This is a genomic window from Xylanimonas protaetiae (assembly GCF_004135385.1).
Lineage (GTDB): Bacteria > Actinomycetota > Actinomycetes > Actinomycetales > Cellulomonadaceae > Xylanimonas > Xylanimonas protaetiae.
This window is the reverse complement of sequence record NZ_CP035493.1, coordinates 1,785,577-1,799,697: the sequence shown is the minus strand read 5'-3', so window position 1 is coordinate 1,799,697 and position 14,121 is coordinate 1,785,577. Positions and strand designations below refer to the sequence as shown.

Genomic DNA, 14,121 nt, shown 5'->3' with positions numbered 1-14,121 from the left:
CCCTCGCCCGCGACTGCGAGACCAACCACCACACCGAGAGCGAGGCCGCCCTCATGGACAGCACCCGCGGTCGGGCACCTCACGGATGGGGCGCCTGATGGCCCGGTGTGCGGCGATGTCGAAGCAGTCCGGGGAGCAGTGCAAACGTGCCGCGATCGTGGGCGGGGTGACGTGCAGCATCCACGGGTCGGGCACGAAGGCGGCGAGGGCGGCTGCGGCGCGTCGGGTCGAGGAGGCGAAGGCGGCCGAGGTGGTCCGCACGCTTGGCCTGCCGGTGGACATCACGCCCACGGATGCGCTGCTTGAGGAGGTGCGGTGGACGGCCGGTCACGTGCAGTGGCTGCGCGCCAAAGTGCAGGAGCTCGACGAGTCGCAGCGTGACGGTGACGACGGCGAGCACCAGCTCGTGTGGGGCACCACGAAGGTGAAGACCGGTGGAGACGACTTCGGTACCACGCAGGAGGCGAAGCCGTCGATCTGGTACGTCCTGTACGAGGCGGAGCGCAAGCACCTCGTGGCCGTGTGCTCGGCCGCGCTCAAGGCTGGCGTCGAGGAGCGGAAGGTGCGGCTCGCAGAGCAGCAGGGTGACCTCGTCGCGTTGGTCATCCGCCGGATCCTCGACGCACTGGACCTGACCCCGGAGCAGCAGGCCCTCGTGCCGCAGGTCGTCCCGGCGCAGCTGCGACTCATCGCCGGAGGTGCCGCATGAGGGTCGTCATGGTCGTCGCGGGCCTCTACTGCGCCGTCGTCGCCGGGGCCCGCATCTTCGACCACCGCGAGTCCGGGGTGCGTCTCGCGTCCGGGCTCATCATCCTCGCGATCGGCTACGTCGTCCTGGCTGGTGCGGCGTGAGGTGGGTTCTCGCCGCCCTGGCCGCCGCGTGGCGCAACCGGCACCACCGTCGCATCTGGCGCCGAGCCCACCGCGTGCTGCGGCAGGTCGCACGCCCCGCACGGCATGACCATGCCGCCCCGCACCACCGACACCAGAGCGGTGAACGGCCTGTGACCCCCTACGTCGCCCAGGTGGCCGAAGCCGCCCACCAGCTCACGCTCCTTGGCGGTCCGGACGCGGTCGTCGAGGCGGAAGACCTGGCCCGCACACGCAACATCTCCATCCTCGACGCGCTCCACCACGTCCGTGACCGCATCACCTCCGCACCCATCACCACGACGACGAAGGGCGACAGCCTGTGAACCAGCACCGCTCGATGCAGCCCTGCACGGTCGACGGCTGCGACCGCGATGTGCCGGATACGACCTATGCCTGCGAGGTCTGCGGCGCCCGCCTGACCGAGCTGCTCGCCGCGCTCGGCGATACCCGCGAACCCGACGTCCGCGTGCTGACGTACCCGCACAAGCCGCACCACGAACACTGCCCCGACTGCGACCTCCCCCTCGAGCAGCGCCGCACCCTGGGCCACCCCGACCTCAACCCGCTGCGCCGCACCGGCCCCGCCCGCATCCGACCAGGCCTCCTGTCCGACGCCGAGGACCGCATCGCGCACGGGCAGACCGTGACCGTCGGCGAACGCGACGGCATGACCACCGACGCCGGACCCGTCACCCTGCCCTACCGGTACACCCCGGCCGAAGCCAGGTGGGAGCTGCTGAACACGCTCACCAGCGTGGCCGACGACATCGCCCGCAGGCGCGGCCTGTTCCGCCCCCTGAACACCCCACAGGCCCTGACCGGGTTCCTCACCGGCAACATCGGCTGGATGCGCGCCCAGCCCGACGGCGGCGACCTCATCGGCGAACTCCTCGACGCCATCACCCACATGAAGCACGCCATCGACGTGCCCGCCTCCACGCGTTACGCCGGGCCCTGCACCGCCGACGTCGAGTACGTCGAGGAGCACCAGGAACGCCCTCTCGCACAGATCGGGAACGTCACCACCCTCACCACCCGCCCCTGCACCGGCGAGCTCTACGCCCGCCCCGGAGCCACCCAGGTCGACTGCCCCGACTGCGGCGCCACCTACCAGGTCGCCGACCGCCGCGCCTGGCTCCTCGACCAGATCGCCGACCGCCTCCTACCCGCCCGCGACATGGCCCAGGCCGTCCATGGCCTCATCGGCGTCGACGTCACCGCCACCACCCTCGACAACAACATCCGCGGGTGGAAGCACACCGGAAGGCTCACCGCCCGCGGCCTCACCCGAGACGGGCGCCCCACCTACCGCATCGGCGACGTCATCGCCCTCGTCATCAACTCCGCCAAGCGCCGCCCCCGCAGCAAGACCGCCTGAGGAGACCCCGTGAGCACCACCAAGACCAGCCCGGTCAAGACCGTCTACCGTCTCTCGACCGACGAGAAGCCCGGCCACTACCTGCCCTGGCTTCAGGAGCACGCAGAGCAGTTAGCGCGCCGCGGCGTGAACATCGAGCAGATCAGCGTCAACGGGTTCTTCTTGTACGAGCGCGAGGACGGCACGATCTCGATGACTTTCCGCGAGTTCGTCCTGTCCGAGAACGGCCACCGCATGCTCGACACGCACGAGCAGGACGGGTGGTTCTACGGCCCGCACGCGCGCTACGTCGCCCGGCCGCGCGGCGGGTTCATCGCCAAGTCACTCCCGCCGTCAGCCGTCGTCGTCCCACCGGATGACGTCCCCGCCGACGTGGAAAACCCGTACTCTGGACCGTCGCTGGCATGAACACGTCAGCCGCGCCGACGTCGATGACTTCCGAGCGGGCAGAGCTCGAACGCCTCGAGCGGGCACACTTCCACGACGGCACCGCGACCCGTGAGGACGTGGAGCGGGCGCGGGCCGCGTACATCGCCACGTACCGGCCGATGTCACTCAGCGCTGACATCGGGTCGAATGTCAGCGATCGGCTACACCAGGTCCACAACCACGGGCCCGAGGATGCGGCGGGGCTCGCGTGCCACGAGCTCCGCATGCCCGACGGGACGCTGCGCGGCCAGTGCATGCGCCCGACCACCAGGGAAGGATGACCGCTGTGCCGTCGTACATCATCAAGGCCGACCCGGACACCGACCTGTTCGTCGAGTGGTCCACCGTGGTTGAAGCGCCCACCCGGTGGGGCACCCGCGCGCAACTGGAGGCCGCCGGGTTCGACGCTGACCGCCTCGACCGCGCCGCCACCAAGGGTTCGTCCTGCCGGGGCGACATCGCTGACTGGTACGTGTGGGGTGAGGGGTTCATCTACCAGCAGCAGGGGTGGCTGCCGCGCGCTCGCCTCGCCGCGCTCGTCGAGCGACTCGGCAGCGATGAGCACGCCAACGTGACCGACCTGCTCGACCCGTTCGGCGACGGGGAAGGATGAGCGCCATGACGCTGACCGAGTTCCTGCTGGCCCGCATCGACGAACACCAAGAGCGATGCCAGGCGATGCTCGACCCAGGACACCCCATCAAGGCCCTCGTCTCGCAGCAGACGATCCGTTCGTCCCTCGACGCCCTAGCGGAGACGCGACGGATCGCGACGGCACACGCCGAAGGAACACAGGGCACGTTCTCCGACTCCCACGCGGCGGGGAGTTGCTGGCCGAGGACTGCGTCGCACGGCAGTGTCAACGGGCCCTGCGAAGTCCTGCGGCGCCTCGCCGAGCCCTACGCCGACCACCCGGACTACGACGAGGCGTGGCGACCCAGCAGGTCACAAACCCGGGAACGTCAGAGGTAGGCCCTACCCTCGCCGGCATGATCATCGCGTACTCCGCTCGCCCCATCCCGGCCGCGGACCTCAACGACAGCTTCATCGGTAGGCCGCTCGCGATCGAGGTCGACGGCCTCGCCCACTACGTGCGCCTCGACGGCATCCAGGAGCGCCCCAACGGCATCGTCCGCCTGTTCGTAGGCGTGCCCGTCGGCCCGGCCGGTGAGACGTGGCTTGACCTGCCACGCATGCACGACACGTACTACGACCAGAACAACGACCGCGCGAACTGACATGGCCGCCGCAGCGTTCATCATCTCGGTACTGGCCCTCGGTGTCGCCGCATGGGCCCTGCTCTACTCGCACCGGCAGGCCGTCGCCGCCGAGCGGTCCGCGGACGCCGACGAGCGGGCCGTGGCGCTCGCCGAGGCTCAGGCTGAGCGGTACGCCCCACCCTGGGCCCTTCAATGGGAGAACGGCGACGCCTACGTGCTGACCAACGAGAGCGACGAGGCGGCGCACGACGTCCGCATCGACCTTGCCGACCTTCAGTTGCTCCGCGGAGAACTTGAGCACGCGCAGATTGGCCCCCGATCGGGCATGAAGCTCATCGTCGTACGCACCTGGGGCACTGACGACACCGCGACCGTCACCTGGTCGCGCACGCCCGGCGGTCCGCGGCTCGAGTGGAGTCACCCGTTCCCGCGCAAGCCGAGGTAGGCGTGTCGGTGGGCGCACCTACCGTGTTACGTGCACGAACCACCGAACCGAACGGAGACACCATGGCTGCCACCGTCGTCCTCCCGGCCGACCCCGACGTCAAGCACGAGACCGCCACGCACGCGCAGGTCAAGGACGGACACCTCCACCTCTACCGCGGCAACCCGACCTCGGACCTCGCGGCCTATGCCGTCGCGATCTACGCGCCGAACGCTTGGATCTCGGTCACGGTCGAGAAGAACCCCCGAACCTGATCTGGGGAGCAACGTTGCGTTGCCTTGCTTCGTTGCAGGTAACCCCACCAACGCGGTAGATTCCTACAGTCACCAGAGGTAGGTCAGGCCCAGGAACCCCAACGTTCCTGGGCCTTCCTCATGCCCGGAGGAGGCACGCCATGGACTGCCCGACCTGCGGCAAGCCCACCACCCGCACACACTGCACGAGCCCGGCCTGCCCGTGGCGGCGGTGCACCACCTGCAAGACCGAGATCGACGCGGGCGGACACACCATCCCCCAGCACGCCTGAACGAAGTCGAGGCACACCGTGTCCCTCGACTTCCTGCTTCACGCCGCCGCCGCGTTCGAACCCAAGCCGGACCCGTACCCGACACCGGGTGCGCTTGCGCAGGCCGTTACCCCGGGCACGATCCAGACCCCCGCACTCGACGTCATCGACCAGGCGCTCGTCGATGTCGAGGCCGGGAAGATCGACCGGCTCATCATCTCGATGCCCCCGCAGGAGGGGAAGAGCACCCGCGTCACGAAGACCGGGCCGCTGTGGTTCCTGACCCGCAACCCCGACCGGCGCGTCGTCGTCGCGTCGTACGCCGAGTCCCTCGCCCAGGAGTTCGGGCGTGACATCCGCCGCTTCATCACCGACAACTCCGGCGCCGACGGGTCCCTCGACCTGGGCCTGCGCATCGCACCCGATAACGGTGCCGTTACCGCCTGGCAGCTCGCCGGTCGCCGCGGCGGTGTCCGCTCCGTCGGTATCGCCGGTGGCCTCACCGGACGCCCCGCCGACGTCCTGTTCATCGACGACCCGATTTCCAACATGGAGCAGGCCGAGTCCCCGACCTACCGGGAGCGGGCCTGGTCGTTCTGGACGTCGGTCGGCCGCACACGCCTCGCCCCAGGCGCACCAGTCATCCTGATCCTGACCCGCTGGCATCACGACGACCTCGCCGGCCGCCTCATCGCATCCGAGGAAGGGCACCGCTGGCGGGTCGTCAACATCCCCGCACAGGCCGACTACGACCCTGATGCTGGGGAGAGCGACCCCCTCGGACGTCAGCCCGGCGAGTGGATGGAGTCGGCCCGCCGCGAAGAGAGGTCCGGTCGGCAACGGTCCGCTGAGGACTGGGAACGCACCCGCCGCGAGGTCGGGCCCCGCGTGTGGAACGCGCTCTACCAGGGCCGCCCCACCGCGGACAAGGGGAACCTGTTCCCGAAGGACTGGGCCCGCTACGACCAGCCCCTGTGGATCGAACAGGACGATGGGTCCCGGTGGCTGCCCGGCACCGGGAACGAGGTCGCCATCTCGGCCGACTTCACGTTCAAGGACAAGCCGACGTCGGACTACGTCGTCCTACAGGTGTGGGCGCGCATCGGCGTCCACGTGTACCTGCTCGACCAGGTCCGCGCCCGCATGAACTTCAACGACTCCGTCGCGGCGATGAAGACTCTCGCGGCCAGGTGGCCACAAGCGACCGCGAAGTTCGTCGAGGACAAGGCCAACGGGCCCGCCGTCATCAACGCCCTGCAAGCCACGATGCCCGGCCTCATCCCGATCGAACCGCAGGGCTCGAAGTACGCGCGAGCGTCCGCCATCTCGCCCCTCGCGCACTCCCGCAACATCGTGCTCCCCGACGTCGCCCTGGCGGCGTGGGTGGACGAGCTCACCGAGGAAGCCAAGGCATTCCCAGCCGGCGCGCACGACGACCAGGTCGACGCGATGTCGCAGGCCGTCAACCAGCTGCTCCTCCTGCCGATCCTCGAAGAGCACGACGACACGACTACCGGTGAAGACCTGATCGACGACGACCCGCACACCTGGATGGGCGGCTACTGAGAGGTGGTGGGGTCGTGGGCCTCGTCAACACTGTGCGCCGCACCTTGCGCCTGACCGAGTCCGCGTCGACGTCGACCGCGCTCGTCCGTGCGACGGCCGCCGAGGCGAACATCGAACTCCTGTCCGAGGCGATCGCCGAGCTCGAACTGTCCCTGGAAGACCAGGGGTGGGAGCGGCTCACCGCGCAGGCCGTCGACCAGTTCTCCCGTGAGGGTCTGCAGCGTGCGGTCGTCGTGTCCCGCACCATGGCGGTCATCGACCCGCTGATCTCCGCGGGCCTGACGTTGCGGCACGCGTACATCTGGGGGCAGGGCGTCAACGTCCAGGCCAGGGCGCAGGGCGGTGATGATGGCGAGCAGGACGTCAACGCGGTCGTGCAGGCCTTCTGGGATGACCCGGGGACCCGGCGGTCCCTGTCCGGGGACCAGGCGCACGAGATCCTCGAGAAGGCGGCCGGCACGGACGGCAACGTCTTCCACCTGCTGTTCACGAACCCGCGCACGGGGAAGGTGCAACCGCGCACGATCCCGTTCGACGAGGTCACCGACATCCTGTACGACCCGCAGGACCGGGCCACGCCCTGGTACTACCGGCGGCAGTGGGTGCAGCAGACCCTGCAGGCGGGTGGCACCACAAAGTGGCAGACGCAGGTGGCGTGGTACCCGGCCGTCGGGTACATGCCCCGCCCCGCCGACCGGATGCGCACCATCAACGGCGCCCCCGTCATGTGGGACGCCCCGATCGTGCACACGAAGGTCAACGCGCAGCAGGGCTGGGACTTCGGTGTCGGAGACGTGTACCCGGCGCTGCGGTTCGCGCGCCTGTACAAGGACTTCCTCGTCGACTGGGCCACCCTCGTCAAGGCGCTGTCCCAGTTCGCGTTCCGGATGACGGCGAAGTCGAAGGGCCGCGCCCAGCAGGCACGCCAGGCGTTGGCCCGCCGCCCCCAAGCGCACATCCCGGGCAACGAGAACAGCGTCGGCGCGACCGCTGTCATGACCGAAGACCAGACCCTCGAAGCGATCCCGAAGACGGGCGCGACGATCGACTCCGAGTCGGGCCGGCCCCTCGCGTCCATGGTCGCGTCCGCGCTCGGGCTGCCCGTCACCATGCTGCTCGGCGACCCCGGAGCCACCGGAGCCCGCGCCACCGCGGAGACCCTGGACGAACCCACCCGCCTGCGTCTCGTCGCCCGCCAGTCCGTGTGGACGGAGACGATCCGCACCATCGTGCAGTACGTCATCCTGCAGGCCGTCAAGGCGCCGCAGGGCCCGCTGCGTGGGCGTGTCGAGCGTGACGACCAGACCGGGTACGAGTCCGTCATCCTCGATGGCGACACCGACGCCACGGTCGAGATCGACTGGCCGTCGCTCGAGAAGACGCCGCTGAACGCGATCGTCGAGGCCATCGCGAAGGCGGACGACACGGGCAAGCTGCCGCCGCTGGTGATCGTGAAGTTGCTGCTGCAGGCGCTCGGGGTGAAGGACGCTGACGAGATCCTCGACGACCTAACGGATGAGGACGGGAACTGGGTGGACCCGTACCGCGAGGTTGGGGCCCAGGTCGGGCAGGCGGCTGTGAACGCGTTCCGGCGCGGGCAGGACCCGACAGCGATGACCGCCCGGACTGAGCCGCCGACCGCGGCCGACCATACGGAGCAGAATGCCTGACGTCGTGCAGGGCCGCCGTCTCCCGGACGTGCAGTGGCCGAACCTTCCCGACCAGGTCGAGATCGTTGAGGGCCCCGACGGGAACCCCGTCGAGGCTGGCCTCACGCCCGGCGACTACTGGAAGTGCGTCGGGCTCGACCTCGGGGACAGGTACCCGACGAACCTGACCCGCACCGTCTGGCAGTTCTACAGCCCGGACGGCCACGGCATCGGCACCCTGATCTCGCACACGGTGCGGGAGAACGCCGACGGCACGATCACGGTCGCACCCGGCGACGGGTCCTCGAACTCTGTTCTGCACCACGGCGGCGCTGCGGGGAGCACGTGGCACGGGTACGTCGACCACGGCGTCTGGAAGCCCTGCTGACGTGCCGGTCACCGACCGCACCGTGCGCCTGTCCCGGCAGGCGCGCACGGCCCTCGACACCATCGTCGACCAGGCCACCCGCGACCTCGTCGTCGCCTGGGCCACCGCCTGGGACGAGATCGCGCAGACCTGGCAGGCGGCCGTCGACGACCTGATCGCCTACCAGCAGCAGACCGGGGTGTGGCCGCCCGCATGGCGCATCGCCCGCGCCGAACGCGCCCAGGCCGCCCTGCAGGCTGCCGCGAAGGCCCTCGTCGGCGTGTCTGACGCTGCCGGGGCGCGCATCACCCAGGACCTCGACAACCTCACCGCCGCGGCCGCCGACTGGGAAGCCCGGATCATCGCCTCCCAGATGCCGCCCAAGCCCGTCGCTGGCGACATGGGCGTGGCGGCGACGTTCAACCGGGTCGACCCGAACTCGCTGACCGCGATCGTGGAGCGCACCACCGGGCAGGTCACCGCGCTGACGTACCCGCTCGCCGTCGACGCCGTCACCGCGATGAACCGGGAGCTCATCCGCGGCATCGCCGTCGGCGACAACCCGCGCACCGCGGCCGCCCGCATGCTCGCCCGCGTCGAGGGCGGCTTCAACGGTGGCCTCGCCCGCGCCATGACGATCGCGCGCACCGAGATGCTCGACGCGCACCGCGAAGCGTCCCGGGTGCAGCGGGGCGCGAACACGGACGTGCTCGCCGGGTGGCGGTGGCTGGCGACGCTCGACCGCCGCACCTGCCCTTCCTGCCTCGCGCAGCACGGCACTCTGCACGCCGTCGACGAGCAGGGCCCGACCGATCACCAGAACGGGCGTTGCACGGCTGTCCCGGAGACGAAGTCGTGGCGGCAGCTCGGGTTCGACATCGACGAACCGCCGTCCACACTGCCGGACGCTCGCGCCTGGTTCGACAGCCTGCCCGAGACTGAGCAGGCCAAGATCATGGGCCCCGGCCGTCTCGACCTGCTGCGCACGGGCCGGATCGGCTGGGCCGACCTATCCACCCGCACCAGCACCCCCGGGTGGCGGGACTCGCACCACGTGCGCAGCCTTCGCGACCTGCAGGGGCTCGCCGGCGCCGCTGACGGGTCCGGCGGCGGGTCCGGATCCTGGGTCACCCGGGCCGGGTCGCCCGACGACCTGCCCGACCGGTACCGCGACCCCAGCATCCCGTTCACCCGGTCGACACGGCCGCGGGCCGACATCATCGCGGCATCCCATGCACTCGGGAAGCACGCCTACGACGCCCCGCCTACGGAGCGGACGCACTACTTCCCACAAGGCTGGTTCGGGGACGGCGACGACGACGTCTTCGCCGTCCAAGCACTCATGGACCGTGTCACCTACGTCGCCGAGCCCGCATGGGACGACCGGGGCAGGCTCCGCTTCGACGCGTGGATCGGCGGGGTCCTCGTCCGCGTACCTGCACGCCCTGACGCCGACGGCGTGTGGCTCCTGCGGACCGCGTTCCCGCTCCGGGGTGAAGGCGTGCGTCAGCACGTCAACGGGCGCTACACGGACGTACCATGACGGGTATGCGCTACTACGACGATCGTGAAGAGGAGATGCGGCCGCTCATCGCCGAGCTGGCCACCCTCGTCACGGACGACGGCGCAGCGGAGATGCTCGCCTACGGTGAGGTGCAGTTGGCGTTGGAGGACTACCTGGCCGCCGCTGCGCAGGACCGGGTTCCCGTACCTGCCGACCTGATCGAGCGGGTCCGTGCCATCGGTGAAGACCTCGTCCGCCCGGACCTGGTCATCCGCCAAGCCGCCTGACGACGCCGATCCGCGTTCGTCTAGTGGCAGGACCCCCGCCTTTGGAGCGGGTCACCGAGGTTCGAATCCTCGACGCGGAGCCACACATTCCAACGCGCGTGCCGCTAGACTGACGTCAGCAGCACGAATGCACAAGGCCCCGATCACCGCTGGTGACGGGGCCTTTCGCATGCCCGGGGTCAGCGCAGCGGCTCGACCATCACGCCCGCGCAGTTGACGCACTCGTACTCCACGACCGTCTCCCCCGCGCGCAGCACGACACCCACCAGCCTCCAGGCGTGCCCGGCGCAGTCGTCATCGTCGTCTTGACCCATCCCCCGATTGTCCACCTCAGGGAGGTGCCATGTCCCGCACGCTCCTGCACGAGTCCACCTCCCTCGTCGAGGCGGCCAAGCCGACCGACGGGCCGGGTCGTCTGCGCGTCAAGGTCATCGACGCCGGCACCGGCTCGTCCGGCGTGTACACGGAGGCGCTGCTCAAGCAGGCCGCGAAGGACAGGGTGTTCCACGCTGGCCTGCACTGCTACATCGACCACCCGTCGGAGTCGGAGCAGTGGGAGCGCCCGGAGCGGTCCATCAAGGACCTTGCCGGTGTCCTCGCCACTGACGCCGTGTTCGAGAACGGTGGCCTGTACGCCGACGTGAAGGTGTTCTCCGCCTGGCGCAAGCCCATCGCGGACATGGCCGAGTCCATCGGCATGAGCATCCGCGCGCAGGCCGAGGTCGGGTCCACCGATGACAACGGGCGCCCCGTGTTCTCGAAGATCCTGTCCGCCGAGTCGGTCGACTTCGTCACCCACGCGGGCCGCGGCGGCGCCGTCCTGTCCGTCCTGGAGTCGGCGCGCGTGCAGGAGGCCCGCAACGTGGGCCAGTGGATCGAGTCGCGCATCCACCGCGACTTCACCGTACTGGCCGACGACATGGCCGGTGAGGGGCGCCTGACCCGCGAGGAGCGCATCGCCCTGTCGTCCGCGATCGGGGATGCCCTGGCCGCGTTCGTGAGCAAGATCGAGGACGCTGCCCCGCAGCTCTACTCCCGCGACCTGTGGGCGGAGCCGGGCACCGCGACCGCCGCAGAGGCTGCCGTGGCTGAGGCGTCTGCGGAGCAGCGTGGCGAAGAACTGCGGATCCTCGTGAAGGACGCGCACAAGGCCGGCCCCGACGAGTACGTGTGGCTCATCGACTACGACGAGACCGCCTGCATTGCCCTGTTCTCCCACGAGACGAAGGCCGGTGTCCGCGTCATGCGGCAGGGCTACACGCTGACCGGCGACGTCGCCACAGCCCTGACCGGAGATCCCGTCGAGGTGCGCCGCGTCATCACCTACGAGCCCGTCACCGAGGCCGCCACGACCGCTGTCGAGGCCGTGCAGGTGAGCGAGTCCGCCACCACCCAGACCACCGACACCACCCCGGTGCCGGCCCGCGAAGCCGCGCCCGCGGCCGAGCCCCACCCGCCCGCCGTGGAGGCGGGAACCAACCCGCCCCACAAGAAGGAGGAGGCCCCCATGCCTCAGATCCCGGTTGACGAGGCTCGGCTGACGAGCCTCCAGGAGAAGGCCGAGCGTGTCCCCGCGCTCGAGGCCGCCAAGGAGGCCGCCGACAAGCGTGCCGAGGCCGCCGAGTCCGAGCGTGACGAGTACAAGCGTCGCGCCACCCAGGCCGAGGCGAAGGCCAAGGCTGACCGCTTCGCCCGCAACCTCATCGGCGAGGCCAACAAGGACCTCGTGCCCGCGTCCGTCGAGCTCATCCTCACCGAGGCCATGCGCGACGACCTGCCCCTCAACGAGGACGGCAGCCTCGACACCGACAAGTTCGCCGGCGTCGTCAACGAGTCCCGCAAGGCGCACGAGACGTTCCTCGCGACCGTCGCCGAGGAGTCCGGCCTGGGCACCGTCCGCGGTCTCGGCGCCACCCAGGCGGCCGTCGTGAGCGAGGCCGACTTCGACAAGGCCGTGGCTCGCGCCTTCGGCCGGAAGGACCAGTGACCCCATGGCCAAGAACATCACGTTCCGGGACGTCGACTCCCTGACCCTGCCCGTGCCGTCTGGCACCCTCTCCGGGGCCCCTGTCGCCGTCGGCGGCATCGCCGGTGTCGCCCTCACCTCCCGTGACACGGCGGGCAACGCGACCGTCCTGATCTCTCCGTCGCACGTCGCCGAGGTCACCACCGCGGACGCTGTCGCCTCCGTCGGTCTGGCCATCTACGTGACCTCCGCCGGTGTGGTCACGACCACCGCCACCAGCAACACGCTGCTCGGCTACGCGCTCGCCACCAAGGGCGGCACCTCCGGCATCGTCCCCGTCCTGTTCGCCTGACCCCGGAAAGGAGTCACACCCATGAGCGTCACCATGGACGCCCCGCAGATCCTGACCGGGGCCGCCGCCGAGGCCGTCGCCTCGGAGAACCTCAACGCGGGCGGCTTCCGTAAGCCCGCCGTCCGCGACTTCACCAAGCTGGTGGAGACCGCCAACCTGTGGCACGACTTCCTCCACGGCTCGATCCGTGAGTCGAAGCGCGCCGGCCTGTACATCCAGGAGAACATCACCACGTCCGACCTGCCGTACCTGCTCGGTGCGGTCCTGGACCGTGAGCTCCTGAACAAGTACGAGGAGTACCCCACGGTCTGGCAGGGCTTCGCGACGAAGTCGCTCGTGAGGGACTTCAAGCCGAAGAAGCTCAACGACCTCCTCGGCGGTCGCGCGATCCTCGACGTCGTCGGTGAGGGCGCCCCGTACAAGCGGGTCCCCCTGTCGGACGCCGAGTACTCCCTGTCCGTCGCGAAGCGCGGCAACATCATCCCGGTCACGTTCGAGGACCTCGTCAACGACGACCTGGACGCGCTGCGCAACCTGCCCGACCGACAGGCATCGGCGGCCCGCTTCACCGAGGACTACGTCGCCACCTCCGCGATCGTGGACGCGGCGGGCTCCAAGACCGCGTTCTTCGTCACGGTCGGCACGGACAAGCTCACCGCGGCGAACATCGCGAAGGCGGTCTCGACGGTCACGGCCCGCAAGGACTCGGAGGGTCTGCCGGTCATCCTGCCGAAGCTCGTCCTCATGGTCCCCCCGGCCCTGCAGATCACGGCCCTGGAGATCCTCAACGCGGTCGAGATCGAGGTCTCCGCGGACTCGACGGCGGCCGCCCCGCGCGGCGCCAAGACCGTGCGTGCGTCGAACTACCTCAAGGCCATGGTGACCCTCGTGGTCAACCCGTGGCTGACGGTCATCGACAAGTCCGCCAACGCCGGGTCGACGTGGTACCTGCTGCCCGACCCGAGCGGCCCGCGTCCGGCTGTCGCTGTCGGCTTCCTGCGTGGTCACGAGACCCCGGACCTGCGCGTGAAGGCTGACACCGGCCAGCGCATCGGCGGCGGCGCCATCAGCCCCGAGGACGGGTCGTTCGACGACGACTCGATCGAGTACCGCGTCCGCCACGTGACCGGCTCGACGACCGTCGACCCGCTCGGCGCGTACGCGTCCAACGGCTCGAACTGACGGGCAGGAGGAGGAGACGTGGCCTACACGACGAACGCCGGCTGGCTGCGTCTCCTCCTCGCTGACGTCGGTGCGTCGCAGGTACTCGCCGACGACCAGGTCGGCGGGTACCTCGGCGCGTACGGTCTCAACCCGGAAACAGACGTCACGGTGCGCGGGGACGTGCGCCGTGCCGCCGCAGACGCGCTCGACGCGATCGCTACCAGCGAGTCCCTCATCGGGAAGGTCGTCCGCACCGCGGACGGCCTGTCGACTGACGGGACGAAGGTGGCCGCGGACCTGCGCGCGCACGCCGCCCGCATGCGCGACCTCGCTGTGCGTGACGACGACCAGCAGGGCATCGACGACGGCGGGTTCCTCGGCATCGCCGAGTTCGAGCCCTACCCCTGGTAGCCGGA

At 70.1% G+C, this 14,121-nt stretch carries 21 protein-coding genes and 1 tRNA gene; 21 read left to right on the top strand and 1 reads right to left on the bottom strand.

Features of this window, described 5'->3' with window-relative positions; genetic code table 11:
• The first annotated feature begins 115 nt into the window (after window positions 1-115).
• The 17 genes from ET471_RS08170 to ET471_RS08095 all read left to right on the top strand — a co-directional run bounded on the left by ET471_RS08170 (window position 116) and on the right by ET471_RS08095 (window position 10,306).
• On the top strand, window positions 116-709 hold the full coding sequence (locus ET471_RS08170; RefSeq protein ID WP_242496474.1) for a hypothetical protein: 594 nt from the start codon (window positions 116-118) through the stop codon (window positions 707-709).
• Complete coding sequence (locus ET471_RS17990; RefSeq protein ID WP_165350449.1) at window positions 706-852, top strand: hypothetical protein; 147 nt, start codon at window positions 706-708, stop codon at window positions 850-852. The genes ET471_RS08170 and ET471_RS17990 overlap by 4 nt, the downstream gene beginning before the upstream one ends.
• Window positions 853-1,004: 152 nt before the next feature.
• Window positions 1,005-1,196: a hypothetical protein gene (locus tag ET471_RS08165; RefSeq protein ID WP_129187522.1), complete on the top strand. Its 192-nt coding sequence runs from the start codon at window positions 1,005-1,007 to the stop codon at window positions 1,194-1,196.
• Entirely contained in the window at window positions 1,193-2,251 is a 1,059-nt protein-coding gene (locus ET471_RS08160) for a hypothetical protein (protein ID WP_129187521.1), read from the top strand. The genes ET471_RS08165 and ET471_RS08160 overlap by 4 nt, the downstream gene beginning before the upstream one ends.
• A gap of 9 nt (window positions 2,252-2,260) precedes the next feature.
• The gene (locus tag ET471_RS08155; RefSeq protein WP_129187520.1) at window positions 2,261-2,659 is read left to right on the top strand and encodes a hypothetical protein; all 399 of its coding nucleotides are present in this window, start codon (window positions 2,261-2,263) and stop codon (window positions 2,657-2,659) included.
• Window positions 2,656-2,961 (top strand): hypothetical protein, encoded by a 306-nt coding sequence (locus ET471_RS08150; protein WP_129187519.1) that lies wholly within the window; start codon window positions 2,656-2,658, stop codon window positions 2,959-2,961. The genes ET471_RS08155 and ET471_RS08150 overlap by 4 nt, the downstream gene beginning before the upstream one ends.
• 5 nt (window positions 2,962-2,966) lie before the next feature.
• Window positions 2,967-3,293, top strand: a complete 327-nt coding sequence (locus ET471_RS08145; RefSeq protein ID WP_129187518.1) for a hypothetical protein — start codon at window positions 2,967-2,969, stop codon at window positions 3,291-3,293.
• Between the two features lie 5 nt (window positions 3,294-3,298).
• A complete protein-coding gene (locus ET471_RS08140; protein WP_129187517.1) occupies window positions 3,299-3,652 on the top strand; it encodes a DUF6221 family protein in 354 nt (117 codons plus the stop codon).
• Between the two features lie 17 nt (window positions 3,653-3,669).
• A complete protein-coding gene (locus ET471_RS08135) occupies window positions 3,670-3,918 on the top strand; it encodes a hypothetical protein (protein WP_129187516.1) in 249 nt (82 codons plus the stop codon).
• 1 nt (window position 3,919) lies between these two features.
• Entirely contained in the window at window positions 3,920-4,345 is a 426-nt protein-coding gene (locus tag ET471_RS08130) for a hypothetical protein (RefSeq protein ID WP_129187515.1), read from the top strand.
• A 62-nt stretch (window positions 4,346-4,407) separates the two neighbouring features.
• Complete coding sequence (locus tag ET471_RS08125) at window positions 4,408-4,599, top strand: hypothetical protein (protein WP_129187514.1); 192 nt, start codon at window positions 4,408-4,410, stop codon at window positions 4,597-4,599.
• A gap of 290 nt (window positions 4,600-4,889) precedes the next feature.
• The gene (terL, locus tag ET471_RS08120; protein WP_129187513.1) at window positions 4,890-6,416 is read left to right on the top strand and encodes a phage terminase large subunit; all 1,527 of its coding nucleotides are present in this window, start codon (window positions 4,890-4,892) and stop codon (window positions 6,414-6,416) included.
• 14 nt (window positions 6,417-6,430) lie between these two features.
• Window positions 6,431-8,086, top strand: coding sequence for a hypothetical protein (locus ET471_RS08115; RefSeq protein ID WP_129187512.1), 1,656 nt, complete (start codon window positions 6,431-6,433; stop codon window positions 8,084-8,086).
• Window positions 8,079-8,453, top strand: coding sequence for a hypothetical protein (locus ET471_RS08110; RefSeq protein ID WP_129187511.1), 375 nt, complete (start codon window positions 8,079-8,081; stop codon window positions 8,451-8,453). Before ET471_RS08115 ends, ET471_RS08110 begins: the two co-directional genes overlap by 8 nt.
• Window position 8,454: 1 nt before the next feature.
• A complete protein-coding gene (locus tag ET471_RS08105) occupies window positions 8,455-9,975 on the top strand; it encodes a phage minor head protein (protein ID WP_129187510.1) in 1,521 nt (506 codons plus the stop codon).
• A gap of 5 nt (window positions 9,976-9,980) precedes the next feature.
• A complete protein-coding gene (locus tag ET471_RS08100) occupies window positions 9,981-10,223 on the top strand; it encodes a hypothetical protein (RefSeq protein WP_129187509.1) in 243 nt (80 codons plus the stop codon).
• A gap of 9 nt (window positions 10,224-10,232) precedes the next feature.
• Window positions 10,233-10,306, top strand: a tRNA-Gln gene (locus ET471_RS08095).
• A gap of 96 nt (window positions 10,307-10,402) precedes the next feature.
• On the opposite strand, the gene ET471_RS18835 is transcribed toward ET471_RS08095, so the two are convergent.
• Window positions 10,403-10,537: a hypothetical protein gene (locus ET471_RS18835; RefSeq protein WP_280949925.1), complete on the bottom strand. Its 135-nt coding sequence runs from the start codon at window positions 10,535-10,537 to the stop codon at window positions 10,403-10,405.
• Window positions 10,538-10,566: 29 nt separating this feature from the next.
• On the opposite strand from ET471_RS18835, the gene ET471_RS08090 reads away from it, so the two are divergent.
• Genes ET471_RS08090 through ET471_RS08075 form a run of 4 tightly spaced genes read left to right on the top strand, consistent with a single transcriptional unit; the run spans window position 10,567 to window position 14,116 of the window.
• A complete protein-coding gene (locus ET471_RS08090; RefSeq protein WP_129187508.1) occupies window positions 10,567-12,210 on the top strand; it encodes a hypothetical protein in 1,644 nt (547 codons plus the stop codon).
• A gap of 4 nt (window positions 12,211-12,214) precedes the next feature.
• On the top strand, window positions 12,215-12,541 hold the full coding sequence (locus ET471_RS08085) for a DUF2190 family protein (RefSeq protein ID WP_129187507.1): 327 nt from the start codon (window positions 12,215-12,217) through the stop codon (window positions 12,539-12,541).
• A 21-nt stretch (window positions 12,542-12,562) separates the two neighbouring features.
• Window positions 12,563-13,723: a phage major capsid protein gene (locus ET471_RS08080; RefSeq protein WP_129187506.1), complete on the top strand. Its 1,161-nt coding sequence runs from the start codon at window positions 12,563-12,565 to the stop codon at window positions 13,721-13,723.
• Between the two features lie 18 nt (window positions 13,724-13,741).
• Window positions 13,742-14,116: a hypothetical protein gene (locus tag ET471_RS08075; protein WP_129187505.1), complete on the top strand. Its 375-nt coding sequence runs from the start codon at window positions 13,742-13,744 to the stop codon at window positions 14,114-14,116.
• The last annotated feature ends 5 nt before the right edge of the window (window positions 14,117-14,121 follow it).

Coding starts and splice junctions, on each gene's coding strand:
- ET471_RS08170 (WP_242496474.1), top strand. CDS start 116: ATGTCGAAGCAGTCCGGGGAGCAGTGCAAACGTGCCGCGATCGTGGGC.
- ET471_RS17990 (WP_165350449.1), top strand. CDS start 706: ATGAGGGTCGTCATGGTCGTCGCGGGCCTCTACTGCGCCGTCGTCGCC.
- ET471_RS08150 (WP_129187519.1), top strand. CDS start 2,656: ATGAACACGTCAGCCGCGCCGACGTCGATGACTTCCGAGCGGGCAGAG.
- ET471_RS08140 (WP_129187517.1), top strand. CDS start 3,299: ATGACGCTGACCGAGTTCCTGCTGGCCCGCATCGACGAACACCAAGAG.
- ET471_RS08135 (WP_129187516.1), top strand. CDS start 3,670: ATGATCATCGCGTACTCCGCTCGCCCCATCCCGGCCGCGGACCTCAAC.
- ET471_RS08130 (WP_129187515.1), top strand. CDS start 3,920: ATGGCCGCCGCAGCGTTCATCATCTCGGTACTGGCCCTCGGTGTCGCC.
- ET471_RS08125 (WP_129187514.1), top strand. CDS start 4,408: ATGGCTGCCACCGTCGTCCTCCCGGCCGACCCCGACGTCAAGCACGAG.
- ET471_RS08110 (WP_129187511.1), top strand. CDS start 8,079: ATGCCTGACGTCGTGCAGGGCCGCCGTCTCCCGGACGTGCAGTGGCCG.
- ET471_RS08100 (WP_129187509.1), top strand. CDS start 9,981: ATGCGCTACTACGACGATCGTGAAGAGGAGATGCGGCCGCTCATCGCC.
- ET471_RS18835 (WP_280949925.1), bottom strand. CDS start 10,537: ATGGGTCAAGACGACGATGACGACTGCGCCGGGCACGCCTGGAGGCTG.
- ET471_RS08090 (WP_129187508.1), top strand. CDS start 10,567: ATGTCCCGCACGCTCCTGCACGAGTCCACCTCCCTCGTCGAGGCGGCC.
- ET471_RS08085 (WP_129187507.1), top strand. CDS start 12,215: ATGGCCAAGAACATCACGTTCCGGGACGTCGACTCCCTGACCCTGCCC.
- ET471_RS08080 (WP_129187506.1), top strand. CDS start 12,563: ATGAGCGTCACCATGGACGCCCCGCAGATCCTGACCGGGGCCGCCGCC.